Origin of the sequence: Streptomyces sp. 11-1-2 (assembly GCF_003595545.1) — a bacterium.
In the GTDB taxonomy this organism is placed as follows: domain Bacteria; phylum Actinomycetota; class Actinomycetes; order Streptomycetales; family Streptomycetaceae; genus Streptomyces; species Streptomyces hygroscopicus_B.
Window position 1 is genome coordinate 7,787,903 of the sequence record NZ_CP022545.1, and the last position, 24,598, is coordinate 7,812,500.

21 protein-coding genes are annotated in these 24,598 nt (G+C 71.2%); 17 read left to right on the top strand and 4 right to left on the bottom strand.

Annotation, left to right across the window (positions count from 1 at the left end; all coding sequences use genetic code 11):
• The first annotated feature begins 8 nt into the window (after positions 1-8).
• Both CGL27_RS33580 and CGL27_RS33585 read left to right on the top strand, forming a co-directional pair.
• Positions 9-2,069, top strand: coding sequence for a beta-galactosidase (locus CGL27_RS33580; RefSeq protein ID WP_119991661.1), 2,061 nt, complete (start codon positions 9-11; stop codon positions 2,067-2,069).
• A complete protein-coding gene (locus tag CGL27_RS33585) occupies positions 2,039-2,740 on the top strand; it encodes a hypothetical protein (protein WP_078644054.1) in 702 nt (233 codons plus the stop codon). Before CGL27_RS33580 ends, CGL27_RS33585 begins: the two co-directional genes overlap by 31 nt.
• 92 nt (positions 2,741-2,832) lie before the next feature.
• Here CGL27_RS33585 and CGL27_RS33590 read toward each other — a convergent pair whose 3' ends face one another.
• The gene (locus CGL27_RS33590; RefSeq protein WP_119991662.1) at positions 2,833-3,849 is read right to left on the bottom strand and encodes a LacI family DNA-binding transcriptional regulator; all 1,017 of its coding nucleotides are present in this window, start codon (positions 3,847-3,849) and stop codon (positions 2,833-2,835) included.
• Between the two features lie 363 nt (positions 3,850-4,212).
• Here CGL27_RS33590 and CGL27_RS33595 point away from each other — a divergent pair, with 363 nt between their 5' ends.
• From CGL27_RS33595 to CGL27_RS33625, 7 genes are all read left to right on the top strand, one after another.
• The gene (locus tag CGL27_RS33595; protein ID WP_119991663.1) at positions 4,213-6,147 is read left to right on the top strand and encodes an acyl-CoA dehydrogenase family protein; all 1,935 of its coding nucleotides are present in this window, start codon (positions 4,213-4,215) and stop codon (positions 6,145-6,147) included.
• A 132-nt stretch (positions 6,148-6,279) separates the two neighbouring features.
• Complete coding sequence (gene dxr / locus CGL27_RS33600; protein ID WP_078644058.1) at positions 6,280-7,542, top strand: 1-deoxy-D-xylulose-5-phosphate reductoisomerase; 1,263 nt, start codon at positions 6,280-6,282, stop codon at positions 7,540-7,542.
• On the top strand, positions 7,539-8,840 hold the full coding sequence (locus tag CGL27_RS33605; RefSeq protein ID WP_119994673.1) for a site-2 protease family protein: 1,302 nt from the start codon (positions 7,539-7,541) through the stop codon (positions 8,838-8,840). Before dxr ends, CGL27_RS33605 begins: the two co-directional genes overlap by 4 nt.
• A gap of 141 nt (positions 8,841-8,981) precedes the next feature.
• Complete coding sequence (gene ispG / locus CGL27_RS33610; protein ID WP_119991664.1) at positions 8,982-10,136, top strand: flavodoxin-dependent (E)-4-hydroxy-3-methylbut-2-enyl-diphosphate synthase; 1,155 nt, start codon at positions 8,982-8,984, stop codon at positions 10,134-10,136.
• A 199-nt stretch (positions 10,137-10,335) separates the two neighbouring features.
• Entirely contained in the window at positions 10,336-11,181 is an 846-nt protein-coding gene (locus tag CGL27_RS33615) for a GNAT family N-acetyltransferase (RefSeq protein WP_078644061.1), read from the top strand.
• 25 nt (positions 11,182-11,206) lie between these two features.
• Positions 11,207-11,776: a GNAT family N-acetyltransferase gene (locus CGL27_RS33620; RefSeq protein WP_119991665.1), complete on the top strand. Its 570-nt coding sequence runs from the start codon at positions 11,207-11,209 to the stop codon at positions 11,774-11,776.
• Between the two features lie 85 nt (positions 11,777-11,861).
• On the top strand, positions 11,862-13,583 hold the full coding sequence (locus CGL27_RS33625) for a proline--tRNA ligase (protein ID WP_078644064.1): 1,722 nt from the start codon (positions 11,862-11,864) through the stop codon (positions 13,581-13,583).
• Between the two features lie 264 nt (positions 13,584-13,847).
• Here CGL27_RS33625 and CGL27_RS33630 read toward each other — a convergent pair whose 3' ends face one another.
• Genes CGL27_RS33630 through CGL27_RS33640 form a run of 3 tightly spaced genes read right to left on the bottom strand, consistent with a single transcriptional unit; the run spans position 13,848 to position 15,942 of the window.
• The gene (locus CGL27_RS33630) at positions 13,848-14,792 is read right to left on the bottom strand and encodes an aminoglycoside phosphotransferase family protein (RefSeq protein ID WP_119991666.1); all 945 of its coding nucleotides are present in this window, start codon (positions 14,790-14,792) and stop codon (positions 13,848-13,850) included.
• 49 nt (positions 14,793-14,841) lie between these two features.
• Positions 14,842-15,345 carry a ferritin-like domain-containing protein gene (locus CGL27_RS33635; protein WP_078644067.1) on the bottom strand — a complete coding sequence of 168 codons (504 nt, stop codon included), beginning with the start codon at positions 15,343-15,345 and terminating at the stop codon, positions 14,842-14,844.
• 33 nt (positions 15,346-15,378) lie between these two features.
• Complete coding sequence (locus tag CGL27_RS33640; RefSeq protein ID WP_119991667.1) at positions 15,379-15,942, bottom strand: hypothetical protein; 564 nt, start codon at positions 15,940-15,942, stop codon at positions 15,379-15,381.
• A 233-nt stretch (positions 15,943-16,175) separates the two neighbouring features.
• On the opposite strand from CGL27_RS33640, the gene rimP reads away from it, so the two are divergent.
• The 8 genes from rimP (at position 16,176) to CGL27_RS33680 (ending at position 24,522) form a co-directional block, all read left to right on the top strand.
• Positions 16,176-16,700, top strand: coding sequence for a ribosome maturation factor RimP (gene rimP / locus CGL27_RS33645; protein WP_119991668.1), 525 nt, complete (start codon positions 16,176-16,178; stop codon positions 16,698-16,700).
• A gap of 2 nt (positions 16,701-16,702) precedes the next feature.
• Complete coding sequence (nusA, locus tag CGL27_RS33650; RefSeq protein WP_119991669.1) at positions 16,703-17,695, top strand: transcription termination factor NusA; 993 nt, start codon at positions 16,703-16,705, stop codon at positions 17,693-17,695.
• 97 nt (positions 17,696-17,792) lie between these two features.
• The gene (locus tag CGL27_RS33655; protein ID WP_078644074.1) at positions 17,793-18,080 is read left to right on the top strand and encodes a YlxR family protein; all 288 of its coding nucleotides are present in this window, start codon (positions 17,793-17,795) and stop codon (positions 18,078-18,080) included.
• A gap of 158 nt (positions 18,081-18,238) precedes the next feature.
• Positions 18,239-21,406, top strand: a complete 3,168-nt coding sequence (infB, locus tag CGL27_RS33660; RefSeq protein WP_119991670.1) for a translation initiation factor IF-2 — start codon at positions 18,239-18,241, stop codon at positions 21,404-21,406.
• A 124-nt stretch (positions 21,407-21,530) separates the two neighbouring features.
• Entirely contained in the window at positions 21,531-21,827 is a 297-nt protein-coding gene (locus tag CGL27_RS33665; protein WP_078644076.1) for a DUF503 domain-containing protein, read from the top strand.
• 69 nt (positions 21,828-21,896) lie between these two features.
• Positions 21,897-22,412, top strand: a complete 516-nt coding sequence (gene rbfA / locus CGL27_RS33670; protein ID WP_119991671.1) for a 30S ribosome-binding factor RbfA — start codon at positions 21,897-21,899, stop codon at positions 22,410-22,412.
• Positions 22,409-23,356 (top strand): tRNA pseudouridine(55) synthase TruB, encoded by a 948-nt coding sequence (gene truB / locus CGL27_RS33675; protein ID WP_119991672.1) that lies wholly within the window; start codon positions 22,409-22,411, stop codon positions 23,354-23,356. Before rbfA ends, truB begins: the two co-directional genes overlap by 4 nt.
• A gap of 209 nt (positions 23,357-23,565) precedes the next feature.
• Positions 23,566-24,522: a bifunctional riboflavin kinase/FAD synthetase gene (locus tag CGL27_RS33680; RefSeq protein ID WP_078644081.1), complete on the top strand. Its 957-nt coding sequence runs from the start codon at positions 23,566-23,568 to the stop codon at positions 24,520-24,522.
• The last annotated feature ends 76 nt before the right edge of the window (positions 24,523-24,598 follow it).

The window sequence follows — 24,598 nt, forward strand, 5'->3', positions numbered from 1 at the left end:
GAGCCGGTATGCCCGACCTGAACGACGCCACCCGCGGCCGCATCCTCTACGGCGGCGACTACAACCCCGAACAGTGGCCCGAGAGCGTCTGGCACGACGACATCCGGCTGATGCGCCGGGCGGGCGTCACCACCGTCACCCTCGGCGTCTTCTCCTGGGCCCGGCTCGAACCCCGCCCCGGCGCACGGGACTTCGACTGGCTGGACCGCGTCATGGACCTGCTCCACGACGGCGGGATCGAGGTGTGCCTGGCCACCCCGACCGCCTCCCCGCCGCCCTGGATGGGCTCCCGCCACCCCGAGACCCTGCCGCGCGACGAGACCGGCTCGGTCGTCTGGTACGGCTCACGGAACCAGTTCTGCGCCTCGTCCCCCGTCTACCGCGACTACGCGCTGCGCATCACCGAGGATCTGGCGGACCGCTATGGCGGACATCCGGCCCTGCGGATGTGGCATGTCGGCAACGAGTACGGCACCCACTGCTGGTGCGATGAGACCGCCCGGCACTTCCGCCGCTGGCTGCGCGTGCGGTACGGCGGCCTGGACGCCCTCAACGAGGCGTGGGGGACGGCCTTCTGGAGCCAGCGCTATGACTCCTGGGAGGAGATCATCCCGCCGCGCCGCGCCCAGTACATGATCAACCCCGGTCAGGGGCTGGACTTCCGCCGCTTCACCAGCGACGCCCTGCTGGAGTGCTTCACCGCCGAACGCGACGCGCTGGCCGCACGCACCCCGCGCATCCCCGTGACCACCAACTTCATGCCGCTGTTCATCGGCCAGGACGGCTGGGCCTGGGCGGCGGAGGAGGACGTGGTCTCCGTCGACCTCTACCCCGACCCCAAGGACCCGCACGCGGCGGCCTACGGGGCGATGGTCCAGGACCTGACCCGCTCCCAGGCGGGCGGCCCCTGGGTCCTCATGGAGCAGGCCGCGGGCCCGGTCAACTGGCGCGGCGTCAACCACCCCAAGCCGGACGGCCTGATGCGGCTGTGGTCCCTGCAGGCCGTCGCGCGCGGCGCCGACGGGATCTGCTTCTTCCAGTGGCGGCAGTCCCGGCAGGGCAGCGAGAAGTTCCACTCCGGGATGGTCCCGCACGCCGGTGAGCACAGCCGCACCTTCGCGCGGGTGCGTGACCTCGGCGCCGAGCTGCGCGAACTGGCCCCGGTCACCGGCTCGGACGTCCCCGCGCGGGCCGCGATCCTGCACGACTGGCACTCCTGGTGGGCCACCGTCCAGGACGGCCGACCCTCCTCCCAGGTCCCCTACGAAGGGCTGCTGCGCGCCTGGCACCGGGCCCTGTGGGAGCGGAACCTCACCACCGACTTCGCCCATCCGCACGCCGACCTCACCGACTACGCCCTCGTCGCCGTCCCCCAGCTGTATCTGCTGACCGACGAGGCGCTGGACAACCTCGCGGCGTATGTGCGCGGCGGCGGCACTCTCGTCTGCGGCTTCTTCACGGGCGTCGCCGACGAGGACGACCGGGTGCGCCCCGGCGGCGTGGACCGGCGGCTCCGTGAGCTTCTCGGCATCCGTACGGTCCACGAGTGGTGGCCGCTGGACGAGGGCGAGACGCTCGACGCCGAGGGCGCCTGGCTCGGCCCGTTCCACGGCACCGGCTGGTCCGAGGACCTGGAGCCGTCCACCGCCGAACCGGTCGCCCGGGTCAAGGGCGGTGAGCTCGACGGCCGCCCCGCCGTGACCCGTCACGCCTACGGCGCCGGGACCGCCTGGTACGTCTCCACCCTCCCCGAACCAGCAGCCCTGCGCGCGCTGCTCGCCCGCGCCGCCGAGGAGGCGGGGCTGGCACCGGCGCTGCCCGGTCTCCCCGAGGGCGTCGAGGCGGTGGAGCGCGGCCCGTATCTCTTCCTCCTCAACCACGGCCGCACCCCGGCGGCCGTCCCCCTGCCGTCCCCGCGGACGGATCTGCTCACCGGACGCGCGCACCACACCGGCGTCCGGCTCGACCGCTTCGCGGTCATGGTCCTGGCTCCGCCCGCATCCCCCCGTCCGACCCCCCACCCGAAGGGACAAGTCCCGTGCGACGAACCGCCCGAACGATCTTCCTGACCCCGCTGATCGCGTTACTCGCGCTGATCGGCTTCGCCGCCGCCCCCGCCCAGGCCGCCACCTGGTCCTCCTCGGACCAGTGGGGCACCTGGTCCAACGGCGGCTACACCCTCTACAACAACATCTGGGGCTCCGGCGCCGGAGCCCAGACCATCTGGGCCAACTCCTTCAGCGACTGGGGAGTGTGGGCCAACCACCCGAACACCGGCGGCATCAAGTCCTACCCCAACGCCAAGAAGGTCGTCGGCAAGAAGATCAGCGCCATCTCCACCCTCACCAGCACCTACAACGTCACCGTGCCGTCCTCGGGCGCGTACAACACCTCGTACGACATCTGGGACACCAACTACGACTACGAGATCATGCTCTGGGTCAACAAGACCGGCCCGGTCGGCCCGCTCGGCACCGCCCAGGGCAATGTCTCCCTCGGCGGCCACACCTGGAGCGTCTACAAGGGCAGCAACGGGGCCAACGAAGTCTTCTCGTTCATCCGCACCTCGAACTCCACCTCCGGCTCCGTGGACATCAAGCCCATCGTGAACTGGATCAAGAACACCAAGGGCTGGTTCGGCGATGTGACCATCGGCGACGTCCAGTTCGGGTACGAGATCACCTCCTCGGCCGGCGGTCTGGACTTCCGCACCAACAGCTTCGGAGTGAGCGCGAGCTGACGCCCCCGTACCGCCGCCGCCCTCCCGCGCGGCGGCGGTACGCTTCCGGGCTCGCGGGGGTAAGGAGGCGCCGGGTTCCGGGGCCCGCGGGGTCAGGAGGTGCCGGGTGCCGGGCCCGAGCTGGCCCGTACGGTCAGCTCCGGGGCCAGCAGGGTCACCTGCTCCTCAAGGGGCTGCCCCTCCAGCTTCGCCACCGCCAGCTCCACGGCGCGCCGCCCCATCTCCTGCGCGGGGATGGCCACCGAGCTGAGCCGCACCGAAGCCTGGGTGGCCACCTGCTCGGGGCAGACGGCGACCACCGAGACGTCCTCGGGAACCGCGCGCCCCTGCCGCCGCAACAGGCTGAGCAGCGGATCGATGGCCGCCTCGTTCTGCACCACGAAGCCGGTGGTGCCGGGCCGCTCGTCGAAGATCCGGGACAGGGTGCCGTCCATGGACTCGTAGCTGCCCTCGCACGGGCGGTGCAGCAGCCGCAACCCCAGCTCACCGGCGCGGCGCCGCAGCCCCTCCAGGGTCCGCTCGGCGAAGCCGGTGTGGCGCTCGTAGACGGCCGCGGCCTCACCCACGACGGCGATCTCCCGGTGGCCGAGCTCCGCCAGATGCTCGGCACACAGCGCGCCGGTGGCGGTGAAGTCCAGATCGACGCAGGTCAGGCCGACGGTATCGGCGGGCAGTCCGATCAGTACGGTGGGCTGGCGGGCCGCGTGCAGCAGCGGCAGCCGTTCGTCCTCCAGCTCCACATCCATCACGATCATGGCGTCGGCGAGCCCGCTGCCGGTCACCCGGCGCACCGCCGCCGGGCCCTCCTCGCCGGTGAGCAGCAGCACGTCATAGCCGTGGGAGCGGGCGGTGGTGGCGACCGCGATGGCGATCTCCATCATGACCGGCACATACATGTCCGTCCGCAGTGGCACCATGAGCGCGAGGATGTTGGAGCGGCTGCTGGCCAGGGCGCGGGCCCCGGCGTTCGGGTGATAGCCCAGCTCCTTGATGCTGTGCTCGACGCGCTCGCGCGTGGGGGCGGAGATCGACCGCTTGCCGCTGAGGACGTAGCTCACCGTGCTGGCGGAGACTCCGGCGTGGCGGGCGACCTCGGCGAGGGTGACCATGCGGGGCGACTCCATCCGATGGGATTGCGGGGAATTGCGAGGAATTGCGAGGAGAGGAGAAGAAGGCGAGACGATTCAGTGAAGCGCTTCGACGCATGGCCGAGCCTCTTCCCGCTGGCCATGCGGATTGACAGTAGACCTGCAGCGCAGGGCTGTCCAGAGTTATCGAAGCGCTTCGACGCTGCTCCGACGCCACTTGGGCACCCCTCGTACGCCCCCTGAGTCCCACGGCTGCGGCAATCCCGTTCCATCCTCCCGATCGCGGCGTCCTCCCGCTTTGCCGACCGGTCGGACCGGAGGCACACTGGCAGCGGTACGTGCCGGTAATGTCACGAGATCGTCATTCGCGGCAAGGGAGCACCGATGACCGCATCCTCCGTCAGGCCGGTGTCCGAGCGTGAAGCGCGCCAGGTCGCCGAGGCCGCACGCGAACAGGTATGGCACAAGCCCAGCTTCGCCAAGGAGCTCTTCCTCGGCCGCTTCCGACTCGATCTGATCCATCCGCACCCCGCCCCCGCCCCGGATGATGTGCGCCGTGGCGAGACCTTCCTCGCCAAGCTCGGCGAGTTCTGCGAGACGCAGGTGGACGCCGCCCGCATCGAGCGCGAGGCCCAGATCCCCGACGAGACCATCCAGGGGCTCAAGGAACTCGGCGCGCTCGGCATGAAGATCGACACCAAGTACGGCGGCCTCGGCCTCACGCAGGTCTACTACAACAAGGCCCTCGCGCTGGCCGGCTCCGCCAGCCCGGCGATCGGTGCCCTGCTCTCCGCGCACCAGTCCATCGGCGTACCGCAGCCGCTGAAGCTCTTCGGCACCCAGGAGCAGAAGGACCGCTTCCTGCCGCGCTGCGCCCGCACCGACATCTCGGCCTTCCTGCTCACCGAGCCGGACGTGGGCTCCGACCCGGCCCGCCTGGCCACCACCGCCGTGCCCGACGGCGACGACTACCTCCTCGACGGCGTCAAACTGTGGACCACCAACGGCGTGGTCGCCGACCTCCTGGTGGTGATGGCCCGGGTGCCGCGCTCCGAGGGCCGTAAGGGCGGCATCACCGCGTTCGTCGTGGAGACCGCCTCCGAGGGCGTCACCGTCGAGAAGCGCAACGCCTTCATGGGGCTGCGCGGCCTGGAGAACGGCGTCACCCGCCTCCACCAGGTCCGCGTCCCGGCCGCCAACCGGATCGGCCCCGAAGGCGCCGGCCTCAAGATCGCGCTGACCACGCTCAACACCGGACGGCTGTCGCTGCCCGCGATGTGCGCGGGCGCCGGCAAGTGGTGCCTGAAGATCGCCCGCGAATGGTCCGCCGCCCGTGAGCAGTGGGGCAAGCCCATCGCCGAGCACGAGGCCGTCGGCGCCAAGATCTCCTTCATCGCGGCGACCACCTTCGCCCTGGAGGCCGTCATCGACCTCGCCTCCCAGATGGCCGACGAGGACCGCAACGACATCCGCATCGAGGCGGCGCTCGCCAAGCTCTACGGCAGCGAGATGGCCTGGCTGATGGCCGACGAACTGGTCCAGATCCGCGGCGGCCGGGGCTATGAGACCGCGGCTTCGCTGGCCGCCCGCGGGGAGCGGGCCGTCCCCGCCGAGCAGATGCTCCGCGATCTGCGCATCAACCGGATCTTCGAGGGCTCGACCGAGATCATGCATCTCCTCATCGCCCGCGAGGCGGTGGACGCCCATCTGTCGGTGGCGGGCGATCTCATCGACCCCGACAAGTCGCTGCAGGACAAGGGCAAGGCGGCCGCCAAGGCCGGCGGCTTCTACGCCCGCTGGCTGCCAGGACTGCTCGCCGGTCCCGGCCAACTGCCACGCGCCTACCCGGAGTTCAACCCCGCCGGACATCCGGACCTCTCACCGCATCTGCGCTATGTGGAGCGCTCGGCGCGCAAGCTGGCCCGCTCGACGTTCTACGCCATGTCCCGCTGGCAGGGCCGGATGGAGACCAAACAGGGCTTCCTCGCCCGGATCGTGGACATCGGCGCGGAGCTGTTCGCGATGAGCGCGGCCTGCGTACGGGCCGAGATGCTGCGCTCGCGCGGTGACCACGGCGTCGCGGCCTACCAGCTGGCCGACGCGTTCTGCCGGCAGGCCAGGATCCGCGCCGACGAGCTCTTCGGGCGGCTGTGGACCAACACCGACGAGCTCGACCGCAAGGTGGTCTCCGGGGTGCTCTCCGGGGCGTACGAGTGGCTCGAGCAGGGCGTTCTCGACCCCAGCGGCGACGGCCCCTGGATCGCCGACGCCACCCCCGGCCCGACCGCCGCACAGAACGTCCACCGCCCCATCCACTGAGGAGCGGCCGAGGAGTCACCGAGGAGTCACTGAAGAGGACCGAGGAGTCACTTCGGAGGCCGCTGAAGCCCGTGATCGCCGTAACCCGGGGCGTGTCCCCGAGCCGTCATCCCTTGCCGCCACAATGGGGGGATGACGGAATCCCTGGCTGACCCGCATCTGCGCTTTCCGGCGGCCACCGCCGCGGAGAGCGTGCGCGACATCGTGATCCTGGGCTCCACCGGTTCGATCGGCACCCAGGCCATCGACGTGGTGGTGCGCAACCCCGACAGCTTCCGCGTGACCGGCCTGTCCGCCGCCGGGGGACGGGCCGGGCTCCTCGCCGAGCAGGCCCACCTGCTGCGGGTGGAGAGGGTGGCGGTCGCCCGTCCGGAGGCGGTGCCCGAGGTGCGCGAGGCGCTGAGCGCGCTCTACGGAGCCGGTGAGCCGCTCCCCGAGATCCTGGCGGGGCCCGACGCGGCCACCGAGCTCGCCCGCTCCCAGTGCCACACCGTGCTCAACGGCATCACCGGCTCCATCGGCCTGGCGCCGACCCTGGCCGCCCTGGAGGCGGGCCGGGTGCTGGCGCTGGCCAACAAGGAATCGCTCATCGTCGGCGGCCCCCTGGTCAAGGCCGTCGCCAAGCCCGGCCAGATCGTCCCCGTCGACTCCGAGCACTCCGCGCTCTTCCAGGCGCTGCTCGGCGGCGCCCGCGAGGAGGTCCGCAAGCTGGTCGTCACCGCCTCCGGCGGCCCGTTCCGCGGCCGGACGAAGCGGGAGCTGGCCTCGGTCACCCCGGAGCAGGCGCTGGCCCACCCCACCTGGGACATGGGCCCGGTGGTCACGATCAACTCCGCGACCCTCGTCAACAAGGGCCTCGAGGTCATCGAGGCCCATCTGCTGTACGACATTCCCTTCGAGCGGATTGAGGTGGTGGTCCACCCTCAGTCGTATATCCACTCGATGGTTGAATTCACCGATGGCTCGACGCTCGCCCAGGCGAGCCCGCCGGATATGCGGATGCCCATCGCGCTCGGCCTCGGCTGGCCCGAGCGGGTGCCGGACGCCGCGCCCGGCTGTGACTGGACCAAGGCCCACACCTGGGAGTTCTTTCCCCTCGACACCGAAGCGTTCCCCTCGGTCGGCCTCGCCCGCCATGTCGGCGGCCTCGGCGGCACCGCCCCGGCCGTCTTCAACGCGGCGAACGAGGAGTGCGTGGACGCGTTCCTTGACGGAAAGCTGCCTTTCAACGGAATCGTCGATACGGTCGCCGAGGTGGTGGCCGAGCACGGCACCCCCGCCGTGGGAACCCGGCTCACCGTCGCGGACGTCCTCGAGGCTGAGACATGGGCCCGCGCCCGCGCAACGGAACTGGCCGCCAGAGCGGCGAAGGCGACCCCGGAGGCTCGCGCATGACGACACTGATGACGGTCCTCGGCATAGTGGTGTTCGCCGTCGGCCTGCTGATCTCGATCGCCTGGCATGAGCTCGGCCATCTCTCCACGGCCAAGCTCTTCGGCATCCGGGTCCCGCAGTACATGGTCGGCTTCGGGCCGACGATCTTCTCCCGCAAGAAGGGAGACACCGAGTACGGCATCAAGGCGGTCCCGTTCGGCGGCTACATCCGCATGATCGGGATGTTCCCGCCGGGCGACGACGGCAAGCTCACCGCCCGCTCCACCTCCCCCTGGCGCGGCATGATCGAGGACGCCCGGTCGGCCGCCTTCGAGGAGCTCCAGCCCGGCGACGAGAAGCGCCTCTTCTACACGCGCAAGCCGTGGAAGCGCGTGATCGTCATGTTCGCCGGGCCCTTTATGAACCTGATCCTCGCCGTGGTGATCTTCCTCGGGGTGATGATGAGCTTCGGCGTCAACACCCAGACCACCAGCGTGGGCACGGTCTCCCAATGCGTGGTCGCGGCCTCGTCCGCCACCGACAAGTGCCCCAAGACCGCCAAGGACTCCCCGGCCAAGGCCGCCGGTCTGCAGCCGCGGGACAAGATCATCGCCTTCAACGGGCACCGCACCCCGGACTGGGGCGCGCTCCAGAAGGACATCCGCGAGACCACCGGCCCCGCCACGATCACCATCGAGCGGGACGGCGTCCGCAAGACCCTGCACGCCAACCTCATAAAGAACCAGGTCGCCAAGTCCGACGGGAACGGCGGCTATGTCGAGGGTGAGTACGTCACCGCCGGCTTCCTCGGCTTCACCCCGGCCAACGGCGTGGTCCAGCAGTCCTTCGGGCAGTCCGTGGACCGCATGGGCTCCATGGTCCACGACGGCATCGACTCCATGATCGCGCTGCCCTCCAAGGTCCCGGACCTGTGGAACGCGGCCTTCGGGGACGGCGAGCGCAAGGCCGACTCCCCGATGGGCGTCGTGGGCGCGGCCCGGGTCGGCGGCGAGGTCGCCAGCCTCGACATCCCGCCCTCCCAGCGGATCGCGACCATGCTCTTCCTGGTGGCCGGATTCAACCTCTCGCTGTTCCTGTTCAACATGCTCCCGCTGCTGCCGCTGGACGGCGGCCATATCGCGGGCGCGCTGTGGGAGGCCATCCGGCGCCACACCGCCCGGCTGGTCCGGCGGCCCGACCCCGGGCCGTTCGATGTGGCGAAGATGATGCCGGTCGCCTATGTGATCGCCGGAGTCTTCATCTGCTTCACCCTCCTCGTCCTGGTGGCGGACGTCGTGAACCCCGTGAAAATCTCTTGATGACGCGAGATGTCCTGAAGTTCACCTTTAGGTGGACTTCAGGAGCGCGGTGTGCTGACGCCATCACCGTTGCCGTAATCTCGGAGATCGGAGTCCGCTGATCTCCGGCCACGCACACACCTTCTTGGGGTTACGAACCAGATGACTGCGATTTCGCTAGGAATGCCGTCCGTACCGGCCAAGCTCGCCGAGCGCAGGGTCAGCCGGAAGATCCAGGTCGGTCCGGTGGCCGTGGGTGGCGACGCTCCGATCTCGGTTCAGTCGATGACGACGACGGTGACGGCGGATATCGGGGCGACGCTGCAGCAGATCGCGGAGCTGACGGCGTCGGGCTGTCAGATCGTGCGGGTGGCGTGTCCGTCGCAGGATGACGCGGACGCGTTGCCGGTGATCGCGAGGAAGTCGCAGATTCCGGTGATCGCGGACATTCATTTCCAGCCGAAGTATGTGTTCGCGGCGATTGATGCCGGGTGTGCGGCGGTGCGGGTGAATCCGGGGAACATCCGGCAGTTCGACGACAAGGTCAAGGAGATCGCGAGGGCGGCGTCGGATGCGGGTGTGCCGATCCGTATCGGGGTGAACGCGGGGTCGTTGGACAAGCGGTTGCTGGAGAAGTACGGGAAGGCCACGCCGGAGGCGTTGGTGGAGTCGGCGTTGTGGGAGTGCTCGCTGTTCGAGGAGCATGGTTTCCGGGATATCAAGATCTCGGTGAAGCACAACGATCCGGTGGTGATGGTCAATGCCTACCGTCAGCTCGCGGCGCAGTGTGACTATCCGTTGCATCTGGGTGTGACGGAGGCGGGTCCGGCGTTTCAGGGGACGATCAAGTCGGCGGTGGCGTTCGGTGCGCTGCTGAGTGAGGGGATCGGGGACACGATCCGGGTCTCGCTGTCGGCGCCTCCGGCGGAGGAGGTCAAGGTCGGGATCCAGATTCTGGAGTCGTTGAATCTGCGGCAGCGGCGGTTGGAGATCGTCTCGTGTCCGTCGTGTGGGCGGGCGCAGGTGGATGTGTACAAGCTGGCGGATGAGGTGACGGCCGGTCTGGAGGGCATGGAGGTTCCGCTGCGGGTGGCGGTCATGGGGTGTGTGGTGAACGGCCCCGGTGAGGCGCGTGAGGCGGATCTGGGTGTCGCTTCGGGTAATGGCAAGGGGCAGATCTTCGTCAAGGGCGAGGTCATCAAGACCGTGCCGGAGTCGAAGATCGTGGAGACCTTGATCGACGAGGCCATGAAGATCGCCGAGCAGATGGAGAAGGACGGCATCGCCTCCGGCGAACCCCAGGTCTCCATCAGCTGATTTTTTCGAGGCTCGGTTCGCCTTCGGGCGCGGCATTCTTCCCGGCGGGGGCAGCCCGCCCAGCGGTGGCCGGAGGCGACCGAAGTGCCCCGGAGGCGAACCGAGCCCTCGAAAAACCCCCTTCTGGACCTGCGCGATAGAGTCTGGAGAATTGACGTCCCCGGCCCGCAGGCCCGCACCACGTGAGGCAGACCGACACGTGCTGACCACGTCCACGACCAGGGTCCTCGAGCCCCATGAGCTCGACGCGGCCCTCGCGGTGCTCAACCGCGACCCTGTCTCGAACGCCTTCGTGGCCGCCCGCGTCCAGGTCGCCGGACTGGATCCGTGGCGGCTCGGCGGCGAGATGTGGGGCTGGTACTCCGGCGGACGGCTGGAGTCGCTCTGCTACGCCGGAGCCAACCTGGTGCCCATCTGCGCCACCCCCGAGGCCGTGCGCGGCTTCGCCGAGCGCGCCCGCCGGGCCGGCCGCCGCTGCTCCTCGATCGTCGGCCCCGCCGAGACCACCGCCGGACTGTGGTCCCTGCTCGAGCCGAGCTGGGGCCCGGCTCGTGAGGTCCGAGCCCGGCAGCCGCTGATGGTCACCAACGCGATGCCCGCCGACGTCCCGCCCGATCCGCTGGTGCGCCGCGTCCGTAAGGACGAGATGGACGTGATCATGCCGGCGTGCGTGGCGATGTTCACCGAGGAGGTCGGCGTCTCGCCGCTCGCGGGCGACGGCGGGCTGCTCTACCAGGCGCGGGTCGCCGAGCTCGTCACCGCCGGGCGCTCCTTCGCCCGGATCGAGAACGGCCGGGTGGTGTTCAAGGCCGAGATCGGCGCGGCCACCCCGCACGCCTGTCAGATCCAGGGCGTATGGGTCGCCCCCGAGTACCGCGGCCACGGCCTCTCCGAGACCGGGATGGCGGCCGTGCTGCGCTATGCGCTGGGCGAGGTCGCTCCCGTGGTGAGCCTGTACGTCAACGACTTCAACACCGCGGCCCGCGCCGCGTACCGCCGGGTCGGCTTCCGGGAAGTCGGCGCGTTCATGAGTGTGCTGTTCTGATCGACGGCCAAGTAGGGTGCCGCCCATGCTGCATCTTGCCGGGGGGCGGACCCCGGAACCCGAAGACGTCGTCGTCGGGTCGCTCGACCTCGCCGCACGCGTGGACGAAGCGCTCGCCGTTCAGGCCGTCGCCTTCGGGCTGACCGGCGAGGAGATCGGCGTACGACGCCACATCGTGCTGCGCCATCTCAAGAGCCCCGGCGCCCGCGCGCTCGGCGCGACCACCCCCTCCGGCCGGCTCGTCGGCTTCGTCTACGGCATGCCCAACAACCGCACCCACTGGTGGTCGACGGTCGTCCAGCCGTATCTGCGCGCGGCCGGGCAGGACGACTGGCTGGACGACTCGTTCGTCATCACCGAGCTGCACGTCCACCCCGACTTCCAGGACCGCGGTATCGGCCGAGAGCTGATCACGACGATCACGGACGGGGCCGACCAGCCGCGCTCGATCCTCTCCGCCATCGACAGCGAGAGCCCGGCCCGCGCGCTCTACCACTCACTGGGCTACCGCGACCTCGCCCGCCCCGTGCTCTTCCCGAGCGCCCCGAGCCCGTACGCCGTGATGGGAGCCCCGCTGCCGCTGCGCCGCCGCTAGGCCCTGTCCGTGCCTTACGCATTTCCGGGAAACCGACCGGTGCGGCTAACCTCCTGAACATCCCATCGCACGCAGGAGAGACCCCATGGCCCACGCCGTCAACGTCCAGCGCTTGTCCACGACAATGCTGAAGACGCTGCGCGAAGACCCGGCGGACGCCGAGACCGCCAGCCATAAGCTGCTCGTCCGCGCCGGCTACGTCCGCCGCGCCGCCGCGGGCATCTGGACCTGGCTGCCGATCGGCAAGAAGGTCCTGGAGAACGTCTCGCGGATCGTCCGCGAGGAGATGGACGCCATCGGCGCCCAGGAGGTCCTCCTGCCCGCGCTGCTGCCCCGTGAGCCGTACGAGGTGAGCGGCCGCTGGGACGAGTACGGCGATCTGCTCTTCCGGATCAAGGACCGTAAGGGCGCCGACTACCTCCTCGGCCCGACCCACGAGGAGATCTTCACCCTGACGGTCAAGGACCAGTGCACGTCCTACAAGGACCTGCCGGTCATGCTCTACCAGATCCAGACCAAGTACCGGGACGAGGCCCGCCCCCGCTCGGGCGTGCTGCGCGGGCGCGAGTTCCTGATGAAGGACTCGTACTCCTTCGACACCACCGACGAGGGCCTCGCCGAGTCCTACCGGCTGCACCGCGAGGCGTACCAGCGGATCTTCCAGCGCCTCGGCCTGGACTACCGCATCGTCTCCGCGGTCTCCGGCGCGATGGGCGGCTCGGCCTCCGAGGAGTTCCTGGCCCCGGCGGCGGCCGGCGAGGACACCTTCGTCGACTGCCCGAACTGCGACTACGCCGCGAACACCGAGGCGGTCACGGTGGCCGTATCGCCGGTCGAGGGCGCCGAGCACGGGCCCCTGGAGGAGCTGGACACCCCCGACACCCCGACCATCGAGACCCTCGCCGACTACCTCGGCGTCCCGGCCTCCGCCACCCTGAAGAACCTCCTGGTCAAGGTCGACGGCGAGATCACCGCGGTGGGTGTCCCCGGCGACCGCGAGGTGGACCTGGGCAAGCTGGGCGAGCACCTCGCCCCCGCCGTCGTCGAGCTCGTCACGGCCGAGGACTTCGAGGGCCGCCCCGAGCTGGTGCGCGGCTACGTCGGCCCGCAGGGCCTGGCGGGCAAGTCCCTGCGCTACATCGCCGACCCGCGCATCGCCCCCGGCACCGCCTGGGTGACCGGCGCCAACAAGCCCGACACCCACGCGCGCAACGTGGTCTGCGGCCGTGACTTCGAGGTCGACGACTACCTCGACGTCGTCGTGGTCGAGCCGGGCGACCCCTGCCCCCGCTGCGGTTCGGGCATCGAGCTGGACCGGGCGATCGAGATCGGCCACATCTTCCAGCTCGGCCGCAAGTACGCCGACGCCTTCCAGCTCGATGTGCTCGGCCAGAACGGCAAGCCCGCGCGGGTCACGATGGGCTCGTACGGCGTCGGCGTCTCCCGAGCCGTCGCCGCGCTCGCCGAGCAGACCCACGACGAGTCGGGCCTCTGCTGGCCCCGCGAGGTCGCTCCGGCCGATGTCCACATCGTCGCGGCGGGCAAGGCCCTCCAGACCGAGCTGGCGCTCGACATCGCCGAGAAGCTGGGCACGGCGGGTGTGCGCGTCATGGTCGACGACCGCGCAGGCGTCTCCCCGGGCGTGAAGTTCACCGACGCCGAGCTGATCGGCGTCCCGACCATCCTGGTCGTGGGCCGCGGCGCCAAGGACGGCGTCGTCGAGCTGAAGGACCGCCGTACGGGTGAGCGCGAGGAGCTGCCGATCGACGAGGCGATCTCTCGCCTCACCGCCACCGCCACCGCCTGACGGGCGGACCCGCACCGGACGATCCGGAATCCCCGGCTCCCGCGCTTCCACGCCCGGGAGCCGGGGATTCCGCGTGCTGGGTGCTTCGGCTCCCCGTTACGGAAGCCGCCACCGGCGCTCGTCCCCACCGGCCCGGCGGTCGGCGACGCGACGCGGCTCGGCCCGGCACCCCTGCTCCGCTGCTCGATTGCGCCGCAGGCGCGAGACGAAACCGGCACTCGGCAAGGGGGTTGGGGGCGGGGCCACCGTTACAGCCAGGCCCCGTTACAGCCAGCCCGCGAACTCCAGCAGCAGCTCCGCGCGGCGGCGGTCGCCCGCGGCGGCGTGGCGCAGGCCCGTCTCGACGGCGCGGTAGAAGGACCAGCCCCGCAGCCGGTCGCGGTCGACCTCCAGGGCATCCGCCAGCTTGCCGACCCGGCGGCGCGCGGCCGCGGCGGGGCCGGGGCCGGCGGCCAGGTCCTCGCAGCGGTCGAGCACCAGCCGCGCCAGGTCGTACGCGCGCTCGCCCACGACCGGCGACGGGCCCACCGCGAGCCAGGGCGTGCGCTCCCCGGCCAGCACCTTCCCCTGCCGGAAGTCGCCGTGCAGCAGCACCTCCTCGGGCGGCTCGGCGGGCAGTGCCTCCCGCAGCTCCAGCGCCTCGTCGGTCAGCGGGCGGGCCTCCGCCGCCCAGCTCCCGGCGCCGAGCGTCCGCAGGGTTTCGCGCTCCTCCTCCGTACGCCCGGTGACCGACGCGAACGGATGTCCCTCGGGCGGCGCCACCCACAGCCGCCGCACCGTCCCCGCCGCCTCCAGCACCGCCTTCGCCTCGGGCAGCGAGCGCAGCGAGACCGTGCTGCGCAGCCCCTCGATCAGCAGCGCACCGGTGTCCGGGTCGGCGCGCAGCAGCCGGGCCGCGCCCCAGCCGTCCCAGTGCGCGAGGGCGGCCCGCTCATGGTCGGCGTCCGGGCCGGGGACCGGGAGCTTCAGCGCCGCCGGCGTGCCGTCCGCCTGCCGTACGAGCGCGACGAGTCCGCGGCGCCCGCCGGGCGCCGACACCCGCTCCAGGGTCAGCTCCCACGCCGCGAGCTGCTGCTCGACCGTCTCGGGCAGGGCGTCGAGCCAGCTCCGCACGGCGCTCGCCGGGCTGTCGCTCAGCGCGTCCAGGAGCCGCTTCGGCACCTGGACGCGGGCCGTATCGCGGCCGCCGGGCTGTGGTGCCGATGCCATTCCTGAGCTGTCCCCTCCACCATCAATGACTTCACAGACCCCATCGGTCTCACACCCCGTCCGCCCCACCGCTGGGCGATGCCGACGGAGTGGCCGGTGCGGCGCGTTCGGTGAGTCCAGGGAAGGCTACGCCGCCGCCCCGCCAGCGCACCGCCCGGACCGCCGCCTCCCGCAGCGCCCCCGCCGCCTGGCGGCGCAGGGACCCGGTCGAGGCCCGGACGAGGTCGGCGTAGACGGCGGCGACCCGGTTCTCCAGCTCGGCCGCGAGCCGCACCGCGGCGGGCGCGTCCGGCACCGCGAAGGGCAGGGCGTAGGCGGGCGCCGCGGCCTCGGGGCTGCCGCCGAGGTCGCGCACGGTGCGGGCGAGGTCGTCCCGGCGCGCGCGGTGCGCGGCGTAGCCTTCGCGCGCCTCCGCGAGCCGGTCGTCGCCGATCCGCCCGCCGACGACGCCGTATCCGTACACCGCGGCGTGCTCGGCGGCGAGCGCGGCCTGTGCGGCCCTGAGCGCCGCGGCCCGTTCGCCGACGGCCGATCGGCCTGCTCGAGAGGCCATGTCAGTACCCCTTCCCGGTGGTCCCGAGCGTGATCACGAATCCGTGCCGCGCTGCGTGAGGAGATACACGTGGGCGGCGCCGCAGGCCGCGACGGAGGCCAGCAGCCGGGCCAGCTCGGGCGGCGCGGTGGCGAGCGCGGCCGTGCGGGTGTCGGCGGTCTGGCGCTCGGCCTGGGCGAGGGCGGAGAGGGCCTGTTTCTCGTCCTCGGGCACCTTCGGCACCCGCTGCCCGCCCGCCGAGGGCGAGCGCGACGCGGTCGCGGAGGGGGAGGCGGACCGGTCCTTTGTGGTGAAGACCGCGGCATGCCGGGCCGTCTCCTCCCGCAGCGGCGCCAGCCGCTGCGCGAGGTCGGGATGCGCGTCCACGGTCGCGTCGTAGCGCGCGAGGAGTGCGGTGGAGTCCCGAGCGCCCCGCGCCCGCAGCTGGGCGACGGCCGCCTCGCCGCCCGCGTCGCGCCGGGGCTCGGCATCGTCGGAACAGCCGCTCAGCAGCGCGACCGCCCCCAGCGCTCCGCCGCCCAGCAGCAGACTCCGCCGCCGGGGCACCGCGGCGGCGTCCGCCGAGGACTTCGCGGACGCCGGGGAGGCCGAAGACATCGCGTCGGATGCGGGTGTGGGAGGAGGTGGGGGAGTCGTGATCGACACGTTCCTCTTTCCGGGCTGCGGCCGCTCCCGGCCGCCGGTAGTGATCACAGCAGGCGAGCGTACCCGCGCCGAGCCCGTCTGCCCGGCAGCGGCCACCGAATCGTCAGCCCGCCGCCGGAACAGATAGGCTTTGACCTGACACGCGACCTTCCCACAACAGCACACGCGGCCGAGGAGTCACCCGGATGAGCACGACCCAGAGCGAGAGGCTGCGCGGACTGCTGGAACCGCTCGTCAGCGCGCGAGATCTGGATCTGGAAGAGGTCGAGGTGACACCGGCTGGGCGGCGGCGTGTGCTGAGAGTGGTCGTGGATTCCGACGACGGCGTCCAGCTGGACACGTGTGCGGAGCTGAGCCGGGACATCTCCAAGACTCTCGACGACACGGACGCGATGGGCCAGGTCCCGTATGTCCTCGAGGTCACCTCTCCCGGCGCCGAGCGCCCCCTGACCGAGCCGCGCCACTACCGCCGCGCCACCGGCCGCCTCATGCGAGCGCGACTCACCGACGACGGCGAGCTGGTCGCCCGGATCGTCGCGGTGGACGACGAGGGGCTCGATCTGGAGGTCCCCGGTGTGAAGGGGCGCAAGCCCACCGCCAGACGGCTTGCCTTCGAGGAGATCTCCAAGGCCCGCGTGGAGATCGAGTTCAACCGCAAGCCCGACGAGAAGACCGCGGGCGAGGACGACGAGAGCAAAGAGGAGGCGTAGCCGTGGACATCGACATGAGTGCCCTGCGGGGTCTGGTGCGAGAGAAGGAGATCTCCTTCGACCTGCTGGTCGAGGCGATCGAATCGGCGCTCCTCATCGCCTACCACCGCACCGATGGAAGCCGTCGCCGCGCCCGGGTGGAGCTGGACCGCGACACCGGCCATGTGACCGTATGGGCCCGTGAGGACGCCGAGGATCTGGAGGAGGGGCAGGAGCCCCGCGAGTTCGACGACACCCCCTCCGGCTTCGGCCGGATCGCCGCGACGACCGCGAAGCAGGTCATCCTGCAGCGGCTGCGGGACGCCGAGGAGGAGATCACCTTCGGCGAGTACGCGGGGCGGGAGGGCGATGTCGTCGCCGGCGTCGTCCAGCAGGGCAAGGACCCGAAGAACGTGCTGGTGGACATCGGCCGTCTCGAGGCGATCCTGCCGGTGCAGGAGCAGGTCCCGGGCGAGGACTACGCGCACGGCACCCGGCTGCGTACGTACGTCGTACGAGTCGTCAAGGGCGTGCGCGGCCCGTCGGTGACTCTTTCGCGTACGCATCCCAATCTGGTCAAGAAGCTCTTCGCGCTCGAGGTGCCGGAGATCGCGGACGGTTCGGTGGAGATCGCGGCGATCGCCCGCGAGGCGGGCCACCGCACCAAGATCGCGGTCCGGTCGACCCGTTCGGGGCTGAACGCCAAGGGCGCGTGCATCGGTCCGATGGGCGGCCGGGTGCGCAGCGTGATGGCCGAGCTGCACGGCGAGAAGATCGACATCGTCGACTGGTCGGACGACCCCGCTGACCTGGTGGCGAACGCGCTGTCACCCGCGCGGGTGAGCAAGGTCGAGGTGGTCGATCTGGCGGCCCGCTCGGCCCGCGTCACCGTGCCCGACTACCAGCTGTCCCTCGCCATCGGCAAGGAGGGGCAGAACGCCCGGCTGGCGGCCCGGCTGACCGGCTGGCGGATCGACATCCGGCCGGACACCGAGCAGTCGGGTGATCAAGGCTGATTCAGGCCGGATCCCGTGGGATCCGGCCTGAAATCGAGTGACGATTCGATCACTCCCCCCAAGGGGTGAGGTCGGTATGGGGAGGTAGACTTAAGCAGTGTCTGGCCGCACGCGAGCTGGTGCCTGCCCTGAGCGAACCTGTGTGGGATGCCGGGATCGGGCGGCCAAGAACGATCTGCTGCGCATCGTGCTGGTCGAGGGTGTTTGTGTCCCCGACCGGCGCGGTACGCTCCCCGGTCGGGGTGCTTATGTTCACCCCACACGGGTCTGCCTTGACCTGGCGGTTCGCCGCCGGGCCTTTTCCCGGGCCTTCAGGGGGCCGGGGGCGCTCGACACCACGGCGCTCCGCCGGTTTGTCGAGAAGGGTGAGCAGGCGACACCCTGAGTAAGAAGTTGGAAGAGAACGGCACGGGACACCGTGCGGTCAGGTACCTCGCGAGTCGGAAGTAGGTCGAGATTGCGATGAGCACTCGATGAGTACGCGATGAGTACGCCCATGAAGTAGCGACGGTCCGGCGACAACCCGGACCTAAAAGGAGCGAAGTGGCTAAGGTCCGGGTATACGAACTCGCCAAGGAGTTCGGAGTTGAGAGCAAGGTCGTCATGGCCAAGCTCCAAGAACTCGGTGAATTTGTACGTTCGGCGTCCTCGACGATCGAGGCGCCGGTTGTGCGCAAGTTGACTGACGCATTCCAGGGTGGCAACGGCTCCGGCCGTGCCGCCGGTAAGCCTTCGGCGCCGCGCAAGGCGACGCCCAAGCCGCCGACCCCCGGTCCGGCGGCTGCGGCACGTCCGGCCGCCCCCAAGCCCCCGACGGCGCCCGGCCCCAAGCCGGCCGCCGAGGGCCAGCGCGGCACCCCCGGTGCGGCGCCCACTCCGGGTGCGGCGCCCACGCCGGGCCCGCGTCCCGCGCCCGCTGCCCGTCCGGCGGCCCCCGGCCCCAAGCCGGGCCCCGCGCCGGCGGCTCCGGCGCAGCCCGAGTTCACCGCGCCGCCGGCGGCCCCGAGTCCCGCCAGCCCCAAGCCCGCCGCGGCCAAGCCGGGCGCGCCCGCCAAGCCGGGCGCCACGCCCGGTCCGCGCCCCGGCGCCCGTCCGGGTGCACCGGGCCAGGGTCAGGGCGGTCAGGGTCAGGGCGGCCAGGGTCAGGGTGGCCAGGGCGGTCAGGGTGGTGGCCGTGGCGGTCCGCGTGCCGGTGGTCAGGAGCGTCCGCGTCCGGGTGGTCCCCGTCCGGCCGGTCCCCGTCCCGGTAACAACCCCTTCACCTCCGGTGGCTCCACCGGTATGGCGCGCCCGCAGGCGCCCCGTCCCGGCGGCGCCCCGCGTCCCGGCGGTCAGCCCGGCGGCGGCCCGCGTCCGCAGGGCGGCGGCCAGGGCGGTCCCGGCCGTGGCCAGGGCGGTCCCGGCGGTCCCCGTCCCACTCCGGGCCAGATGCCCCGTCCGCAGGGCGCCCAGGGGGGCGGCCCGCGTCCGGGTCCCGGCGGCGCGCGCCCGAACCCGGGCATGATGCCGCAGCGTCCGGCTGCCGGCCCGCGTCCGGGTCCCGGCGGTGGCGGCGGCGGTCGCGGTCCCGGCGGCGGCGGTCGTCCCGGCGGTGCCGGTGGCGGTCGTCCCGGTGGCGGCGGCGGTTTCGCCGGTCGTCCCGGCGGTCCCGGTGGCGGTCGTCCCGGTGGCGGCGGCGGTTTCGCCGGTCGTCCGGGCGGTCCCGGTGGTGGCGGCGGCTTCGGTGGCGGCGGTGGCCGTCCCGGCTTCGGCGGTCGTCCGGGTGGTCCCGGTGGCCGTGGTGGCACGCAGGGTGCGTTCGGCCGTCCCGGCGGTCCGGCGCGTCGTGGCCGTAAGTCGAAGCGGCAGAGGCGCCAGGAGTACGAGGCCATGCAGGCCCCGTCCGTCGGCGGTGTGATGCTGCCGCGCGGCAACGGCCAGACGGTCCGGCTGTCGCGGGGTGCCTCGCTCACCGACTTCGCGGAGAAGATCAACGCCAACCCGGCGTCGCTGGTCGCCGTGATGCTCAACCTCGGCGAGATGGTCACCGCGACGCAGTCCGTCTCCGACGAGACGCTGCAGCTCCTCGCCGACGAGATGAACTACAACGTCGAGATCGTCAGCCCGGAGGAGGAGGACCGCGAGCTTCTCGAGTCCTTCGACATCGAGTTCGGCGAGAACGAGGGCGGCGAGGAGATGCTCGTCGCGCGTCCGCCGGTGGTGACCGTCATGGGTCACGTCGACCACGGTAAGACGCGACTGCTGGACGCGATCCGCAAGACGAACGTCATCGCGGGCGAGGCCGGCGGCATCACCCAGCACATCGGTGCCTACCAGGTCTCGACCGAGGTCAACGAGGAAGAGCGCAGGATCACCTTCATCGACACCCCGGGTCACGAGGCGTTCACCGCCATGCGTGCCCGTGGTGCCAAGTCGACCGACATCGCGATCCTCGTGGTGGCGGCCAACGACGGTGTGATGCCGCAGACGATCGAGGCGCTGAACCACGCCAAGGCGGCCGATGTGCCGATCGTGGTCGCGGTCAACAAGATCGACGTCGAGGGCGCGGACCCGACCAAGGTGCGCGGTCAGCTGACCGAGTACGGCCTGGTGGCCGAGGAGTACGGCGGCGACACCATGTTCGTCGACATCTCCGCCAAGCAGGGGCTGCACATCGACGACCTGCTCGAGGCCGTCGTCCTGACCGCGGACGCCTCGCTCGACCTGCGCGCCAACGCGGAGCAGGACGCGCAGGGCATCGCGATCGAGGCGCACCTCGACCGTGGCCGCGGCGCCGTGGCCACCGTGCTGGTCCAGCGCGGCACCCTGCGGGTCGGCGACACGATGGTCGCGGGCGACGCCTACGGCCGCGTCCGGGCGATGCTCGACGACAACGGGAACGCGCTGGAAGAGGCCGGCCCGGCGACCCCGGTCCTGGTGCTCGGTCTGACCAACGTGCCCGGTGCGGGCGACAACTTCCTCGTCGTCGACGAGGACCGCACCGCCCGCCAGATCGCCGAGAAGCGTGCCGCCCGCGAGCGGAACGCGGCGTTCGCCAAGCGCACCCGCCGGGTCTCCCTGGAGGACCTGGACAAGGTGCTCAAGGCCGGTCAGGTCCAGCAGCTCAACCTCATCATCAAGGGCGACGCGTCCGGTTCGGTGGAGGCTCTCGAGTCCTCGCTGCTCCAGCTCGACGTCGGCGAAGAGGTCGACCTGCGCGTCCTGCACCGCGGTGTGGGTGCGGTCACCGAGACCGACATCGACCTGGCGACCGGCTCCGACGCCATCGTCATCGGCTTCAACGTGCGCGCCGATGGGCGTGCCACGCAGATGGCCGAGCGCGAGGGCGTGGACGTCCGGTACTACTCGGTCATCTACCAGGTGATCGAGGAGATCGAGGCGGCCCTGAAGGGCATGCTGAAGCCGGAGTACGAAGAGGTCGAGCTCGGTACGGCGGAGATCCGCGAGGTCTTCCGCTCGTCCAAGCTGGGCAACATCGCCGGTGTGCTCATCCGCTCCGGCGAGGTCAAGCGGAACACCAAGGCCCGCCTCGTCCGCGACGGTAAGGTCATCGCGGAGAACCTCAACATCGAGGGTCTGCGCCGCTTCAAGGACGACGTCACCGAGATTCGCGAAGGCTTCGAGGGCGGTATCAACCTCGGCAGCTACAACGACATCAAGATCGACGACGTCATCGCGACGTACGAGATGCGCGAGAAGCCGCGCGGCTGACAAGCGGCTGTCCCACCGGGGCCGGTCGGCGGAGAAATTTCCGTCGATCGGCCCCGGCCCTTGCGTGTACGGTGCGAGAAGCCCGCATTCACAAAGGCCCCACGGGTGGCTTGACCCGGACCGCATGTATGTAGGGACGTTGTCCTTTGACCTGCTTCTCGGCGACGTACGGTCGTTGAAGGAGAAGCGCTCCGTCGTCCGCCCGATCGTCGCCGAGCTGCACCGCAAATTCGCGGTGAGCGCGGCGGAGGTCGGGGACCAGGACCTCTACCGCAGGGCCCAGATCGCCCTGGCGATGGTCTCCGGGGACGCGGGCCATCTCACGGACGTGCTCGACCGCTGCGAGCGGCTGGTGGCGGCGCGGCCGGAGGTGGAGCTGTTGTCGGTGCGACGGCGGTTCCACGGTGGCGATGATGAATGAGGGCCGGATCGGCGGTGGCAGACCGCCGCGGCAATCGATGACTGACGCGAAGAAGAGAGAAGAAGACGCATGAGCGACACCGCGCGGGCACGCAAGCTGGCGGACCGCATCCGGGTCGTGGTCGCGGAGACTCTGCAGCGGCGGATCAAGGACCCGCGGCTGGGCTATGTGACCATCACCGACACCCGGATCACCGGTGATCTGCGGGAGGCGACCGTCTTCTACACGGTCTTCGGCGACGACGAGGAGCGGGCGGCCTCCGCCGCGGCCCTGGAGAGCGCCAAGGGTGTGCTGCGGTCGGAGGTCGGACGCCAGACGGGGGTGCGTTTCACCCCGACCCTGACGTTCGTCCCGGACGCACTGCCGGAGAACGCCCGCACCATCGACGACCTGCTCGCCAAGGCCAGGGAGGCGGACGCCCAGGTGCGCGAGGCGTCCTCGGGCGCCAGCTACGCCGGCGACGCCGATCCTTACCGCAAGCCGGGCGAGGACGAGGACGACGAGGAGCCCGGCACGGACGACGCGGAGCCCGGCGCGGACGGCGAAGGGTCCGGCACGGACGGCAAGGGTTCATCGGACGTATGACGCGCAAGGGCAGGGCCGGTTCCGGGGCACCGGACGGCCTGGTGATCGTCGACAAGCCGGCCGGTTTCACCTCGCACGACGTCGTCGCCAGGATGCGCCGCTTCGCCCGCACCCGGCGGGTCGGCCACGCCGGGACACTGGACCCGATGGCCACGGGCGTGCTCGTGGTCGGCGTGGAGAAGGCGACCCGGCTGCTGGGCCATCTGGCGCTGACCGAGAAGGAGTACCGGGCCACCATCCGGCTCGGCCAGGCCACGGTCACCGATGACGCGGAGGGCGAGATCACCGCATCGGACGGCGCCGCCGGGGTCGAACCGGGCGCCGTCGAGGCCGGGATCGAGGAGCTGACCGGGGACATCCAGCAGGTCCCCTCGAAGGTCAGCGCCATCAAGATCGACGGCAAGCGCTCCTACGCACGGGCTCGGGAGGGCGAGGAGTTCGCGATCCCGGCGCGGCCGGTGACCGTCTCCTCCTTCGTCCTCCACGACCGCCGCGAGGCCAAGGCGGAGGACGGCACCACCGTCCTCGACCTGGACGTCACGGTGGTGTGCTCCTCCGGCACCTACATCCGGGCGCTGGCGCGCGACCTGGGCGCCGGACTCGGCGCCGGCGGCCATCTGACGGCCCTGCGCCGCACCCGGGTCGGCCCGTACGGACTGGAGGCGGCCAGGACGCTGGAGAGCCTGGAGGAGTCGCTGGAGATCATGCCCATCGCCGAGGCGGCGGCCGCCGCCTTCCCGCGCTGGGACGTGGACGATCACCAGGCCCGGCTGCTGGGCAACGGCGTGCGGATCGACATGCCCTCGGGGGAGGGGGCGCTGGATCCGGGTTCGGGGTCGGATTCGGGGCCGGGGCCGGTCGCGGTCTTCGGGCCGGAGGGGCGTTTTCTCGCCCTCGTGGAGGAGTCGAAGGGCAAGGCGAAGAGCCTGGCCGTCTTCGTATGAGGCCATCGGGCCGCGTCGGGGCCAGGGCACCGCGGTGTGTCATCTCTGACTCCGTGCTGCGTTGCGAGCGCCAGGACCGGCCGCCTACGGTGGCTTTCCGGCCGGTCCTGGCGCTCGTGGAGACCACCGATGCGAGGCGGGCGACCGGGGCATGGCAGTCTTAGACCTGCGAAGTCGACAGACAAAGGTTCGGGCGAGGAGCGGGCAAAGTGCAGCGCTGGCGTGGCTTGGAGGACATCCCTGAGGGCTGGGGGCGCAGCGTCGTCACCATCGGTTCCTACGACGGGGTGCACCGAGGGCACCAGCTGATCATCGGCCGTGCCGTGGCACGGGCGCGTGAGCTGGGCGTACCGGCGGTCGTGGTCACTTTCGACCCCCATCCGAGCGAGGTCGTGCGGCCCGGCAGCCATCCACCGCTGCTGGCCACGCATCAGCGGCGCGCGGAGCTGATGGCCGGGCTGGGCGTGGACGCGGTGCTGGTCCTGCCGTTCACGGCGGAGTTCTCCCGGCTCACCCCCGCCGACTTCGTCGTGAAGGTGCTGGTCGACAAGTTGCACGCACGGGTCGTGGTGGAGGGCCCCAACTTCCGCTTCGGCCACAAGGCCGCCGGGAACGTCGCGTTCCTGCGCGAGCTCGGCACCACCTACGACTACGAGGTCGAGGTCATCGACCTGTACGAGCGCGGCGAGGCGGGCGGCGGCGAGCCGTTCTCCTCCACGCTGGTGCGCCGACTGGTCGCCGAGGGCGATGTCGCGGGCGCGATGGAGGTCCTCGGCCGGCCGCACCGGGTCGAGGGCGTGGTGGTGCGCGGTGCGCAGCGCGGCCGTGAACTGGGCTTCCCGACGGCCAACCTGGAGACCCCGCCGCACACCGCGATCCCGGCCGACGGCGTCTACGCCGGGTGGCTGACGGCGCGGGGCGAGGCGATGCCCGCGGCGATCTCGGTCGGCACCAATCCGCAGTTCGACGGGACCGAGCGGACGGTCGAGGCGTATGCGATCGACCGGGTCGGACTGGATCTGTACGGACTCCATGTCGAGGTCGACTTCCTGGCCTATCTGCGGGGCCAGGAGAAGTTCGACTCGATCGAGGCGCTGCTGGAGCGCATGGCGGCCGATGTGAAGCGGGCCCGTGAACTCGTCGAGGAGCACGGCAGCAGCCGCTGAGGCGACGTGCGGTGGGCCCGTGAGGCATGCCGTGCGGTGTGCGGTGCGCCCGTGAGGTACGCCGTGCGGTGAACGT

Excerpts from the sequence above, each read along its gene's own strand:
- rimP (WP_119991668.1), top strand. The coding sequence starts at position 16,176 with ATGAGCACGACCCAGAGCGAGAGGCTGCGCGGACTGCTGGAACCGCTC.
- CGL27_RS33640 (WP_119991667.1), bottom strand. The coding sequence starts at position 15,942 with ATGTCTTCGGCCTCCCCGGCGTCCGCGAAGTCCTCGGCGGACGCCGCC.
- rbfA (WP_119991671.1), top strand. The coding sequence starts at position 21,897 with ATGAGCGACACCGCGCGGGCACGCAAGCTGGCGGACCGCATCCGGGTC.
- CGL27_RS33620 (WP_119991665.1), top strand. The coding sequence starts at position 11,207 with ATGCTGCATCTTGCCGGGGGGCGGACCCCGGAACCCGAAGACGTCGTC.
- ispG (WP_119991664.1), top strand. The coding sequence starts at position 8,982 with ATGACTGCGATTTCGCTAGGAATGCCGTCCGTACCGGCCAAGCTCGCC.
- CGL27_RS33665 (WP_078644076.1), top strand. The coding sequence starts at position 21,531 with ATGTATGTAGGGACGTTGTCCTTTGACCTGCTTCTCGGCGACGTACGG.
- CGL27_RS33590 (WP_119991662.1), bottom strand. The coding sequence starts at position 3,849 with ATGGTCACCCTCGCCGAGGTCGCCCGCCACGCCGGAGTCTCCGCCAGC.
- CGL27_RS33625 (WP_078644064.1), top strand. The coding sequence starts at position 11,862 with ATGGCCCACGCCGTCAACGTCCAGCGCTTGTCCACGACAATGCTGAAG.
- dxr (WP_078644058.1), top strand. The coding sequence starts at position 6,280 with ATGACGGAATCCCTGGCTGACCCGCATCTGCGCTTTCCGGCGGCCACC.
- truB (WP_119991672.1), top strand. The coding sequence starts at position 22,409 with ATGACGCGCAAGGGCAGGGCCGGTTCCGGGGCACCGGACGGCCTGGTG.
- CGL27_RS33630 (WP_119991666.1), bottom strand. The coding sequence starts at position 14,792 with ATGGCATCGGCACCACAGCCCGGCGGCCGCGATACGGCCCGCGTCCAG.
- CGL27_RS33605 (WP_119994673.1), top strand. The coding sequence starts at position 7,539 with ATGACGACACTGATGACGGTCCTCGGCATAGTGGTGTTCGCCGTCGGC.
- CGL27_RS33595 (WP_119991663.1), top strand. The coding sequence starts at position 4,213 with ATGACCGCATCCTCCGTCAGGCCGGTGTCCGAGCGTGAAGCGCGCCAG.
- CGL27_RS33580 (WP_119991661.1), top strand. The coding sequence starts at position 9 with ATGCCCGACCTGAACGACGCCACCCGCGGCCGCATCCTCTACGGCGGC.
- CGL27_RS33635 (WP_078644067.1), bottom strand. The coding sequence starts at position 15,345 with ATGGCCTCTCGAGCAGGCCGATCGGCCGTCGGCGAACGGGCCGCGGCG.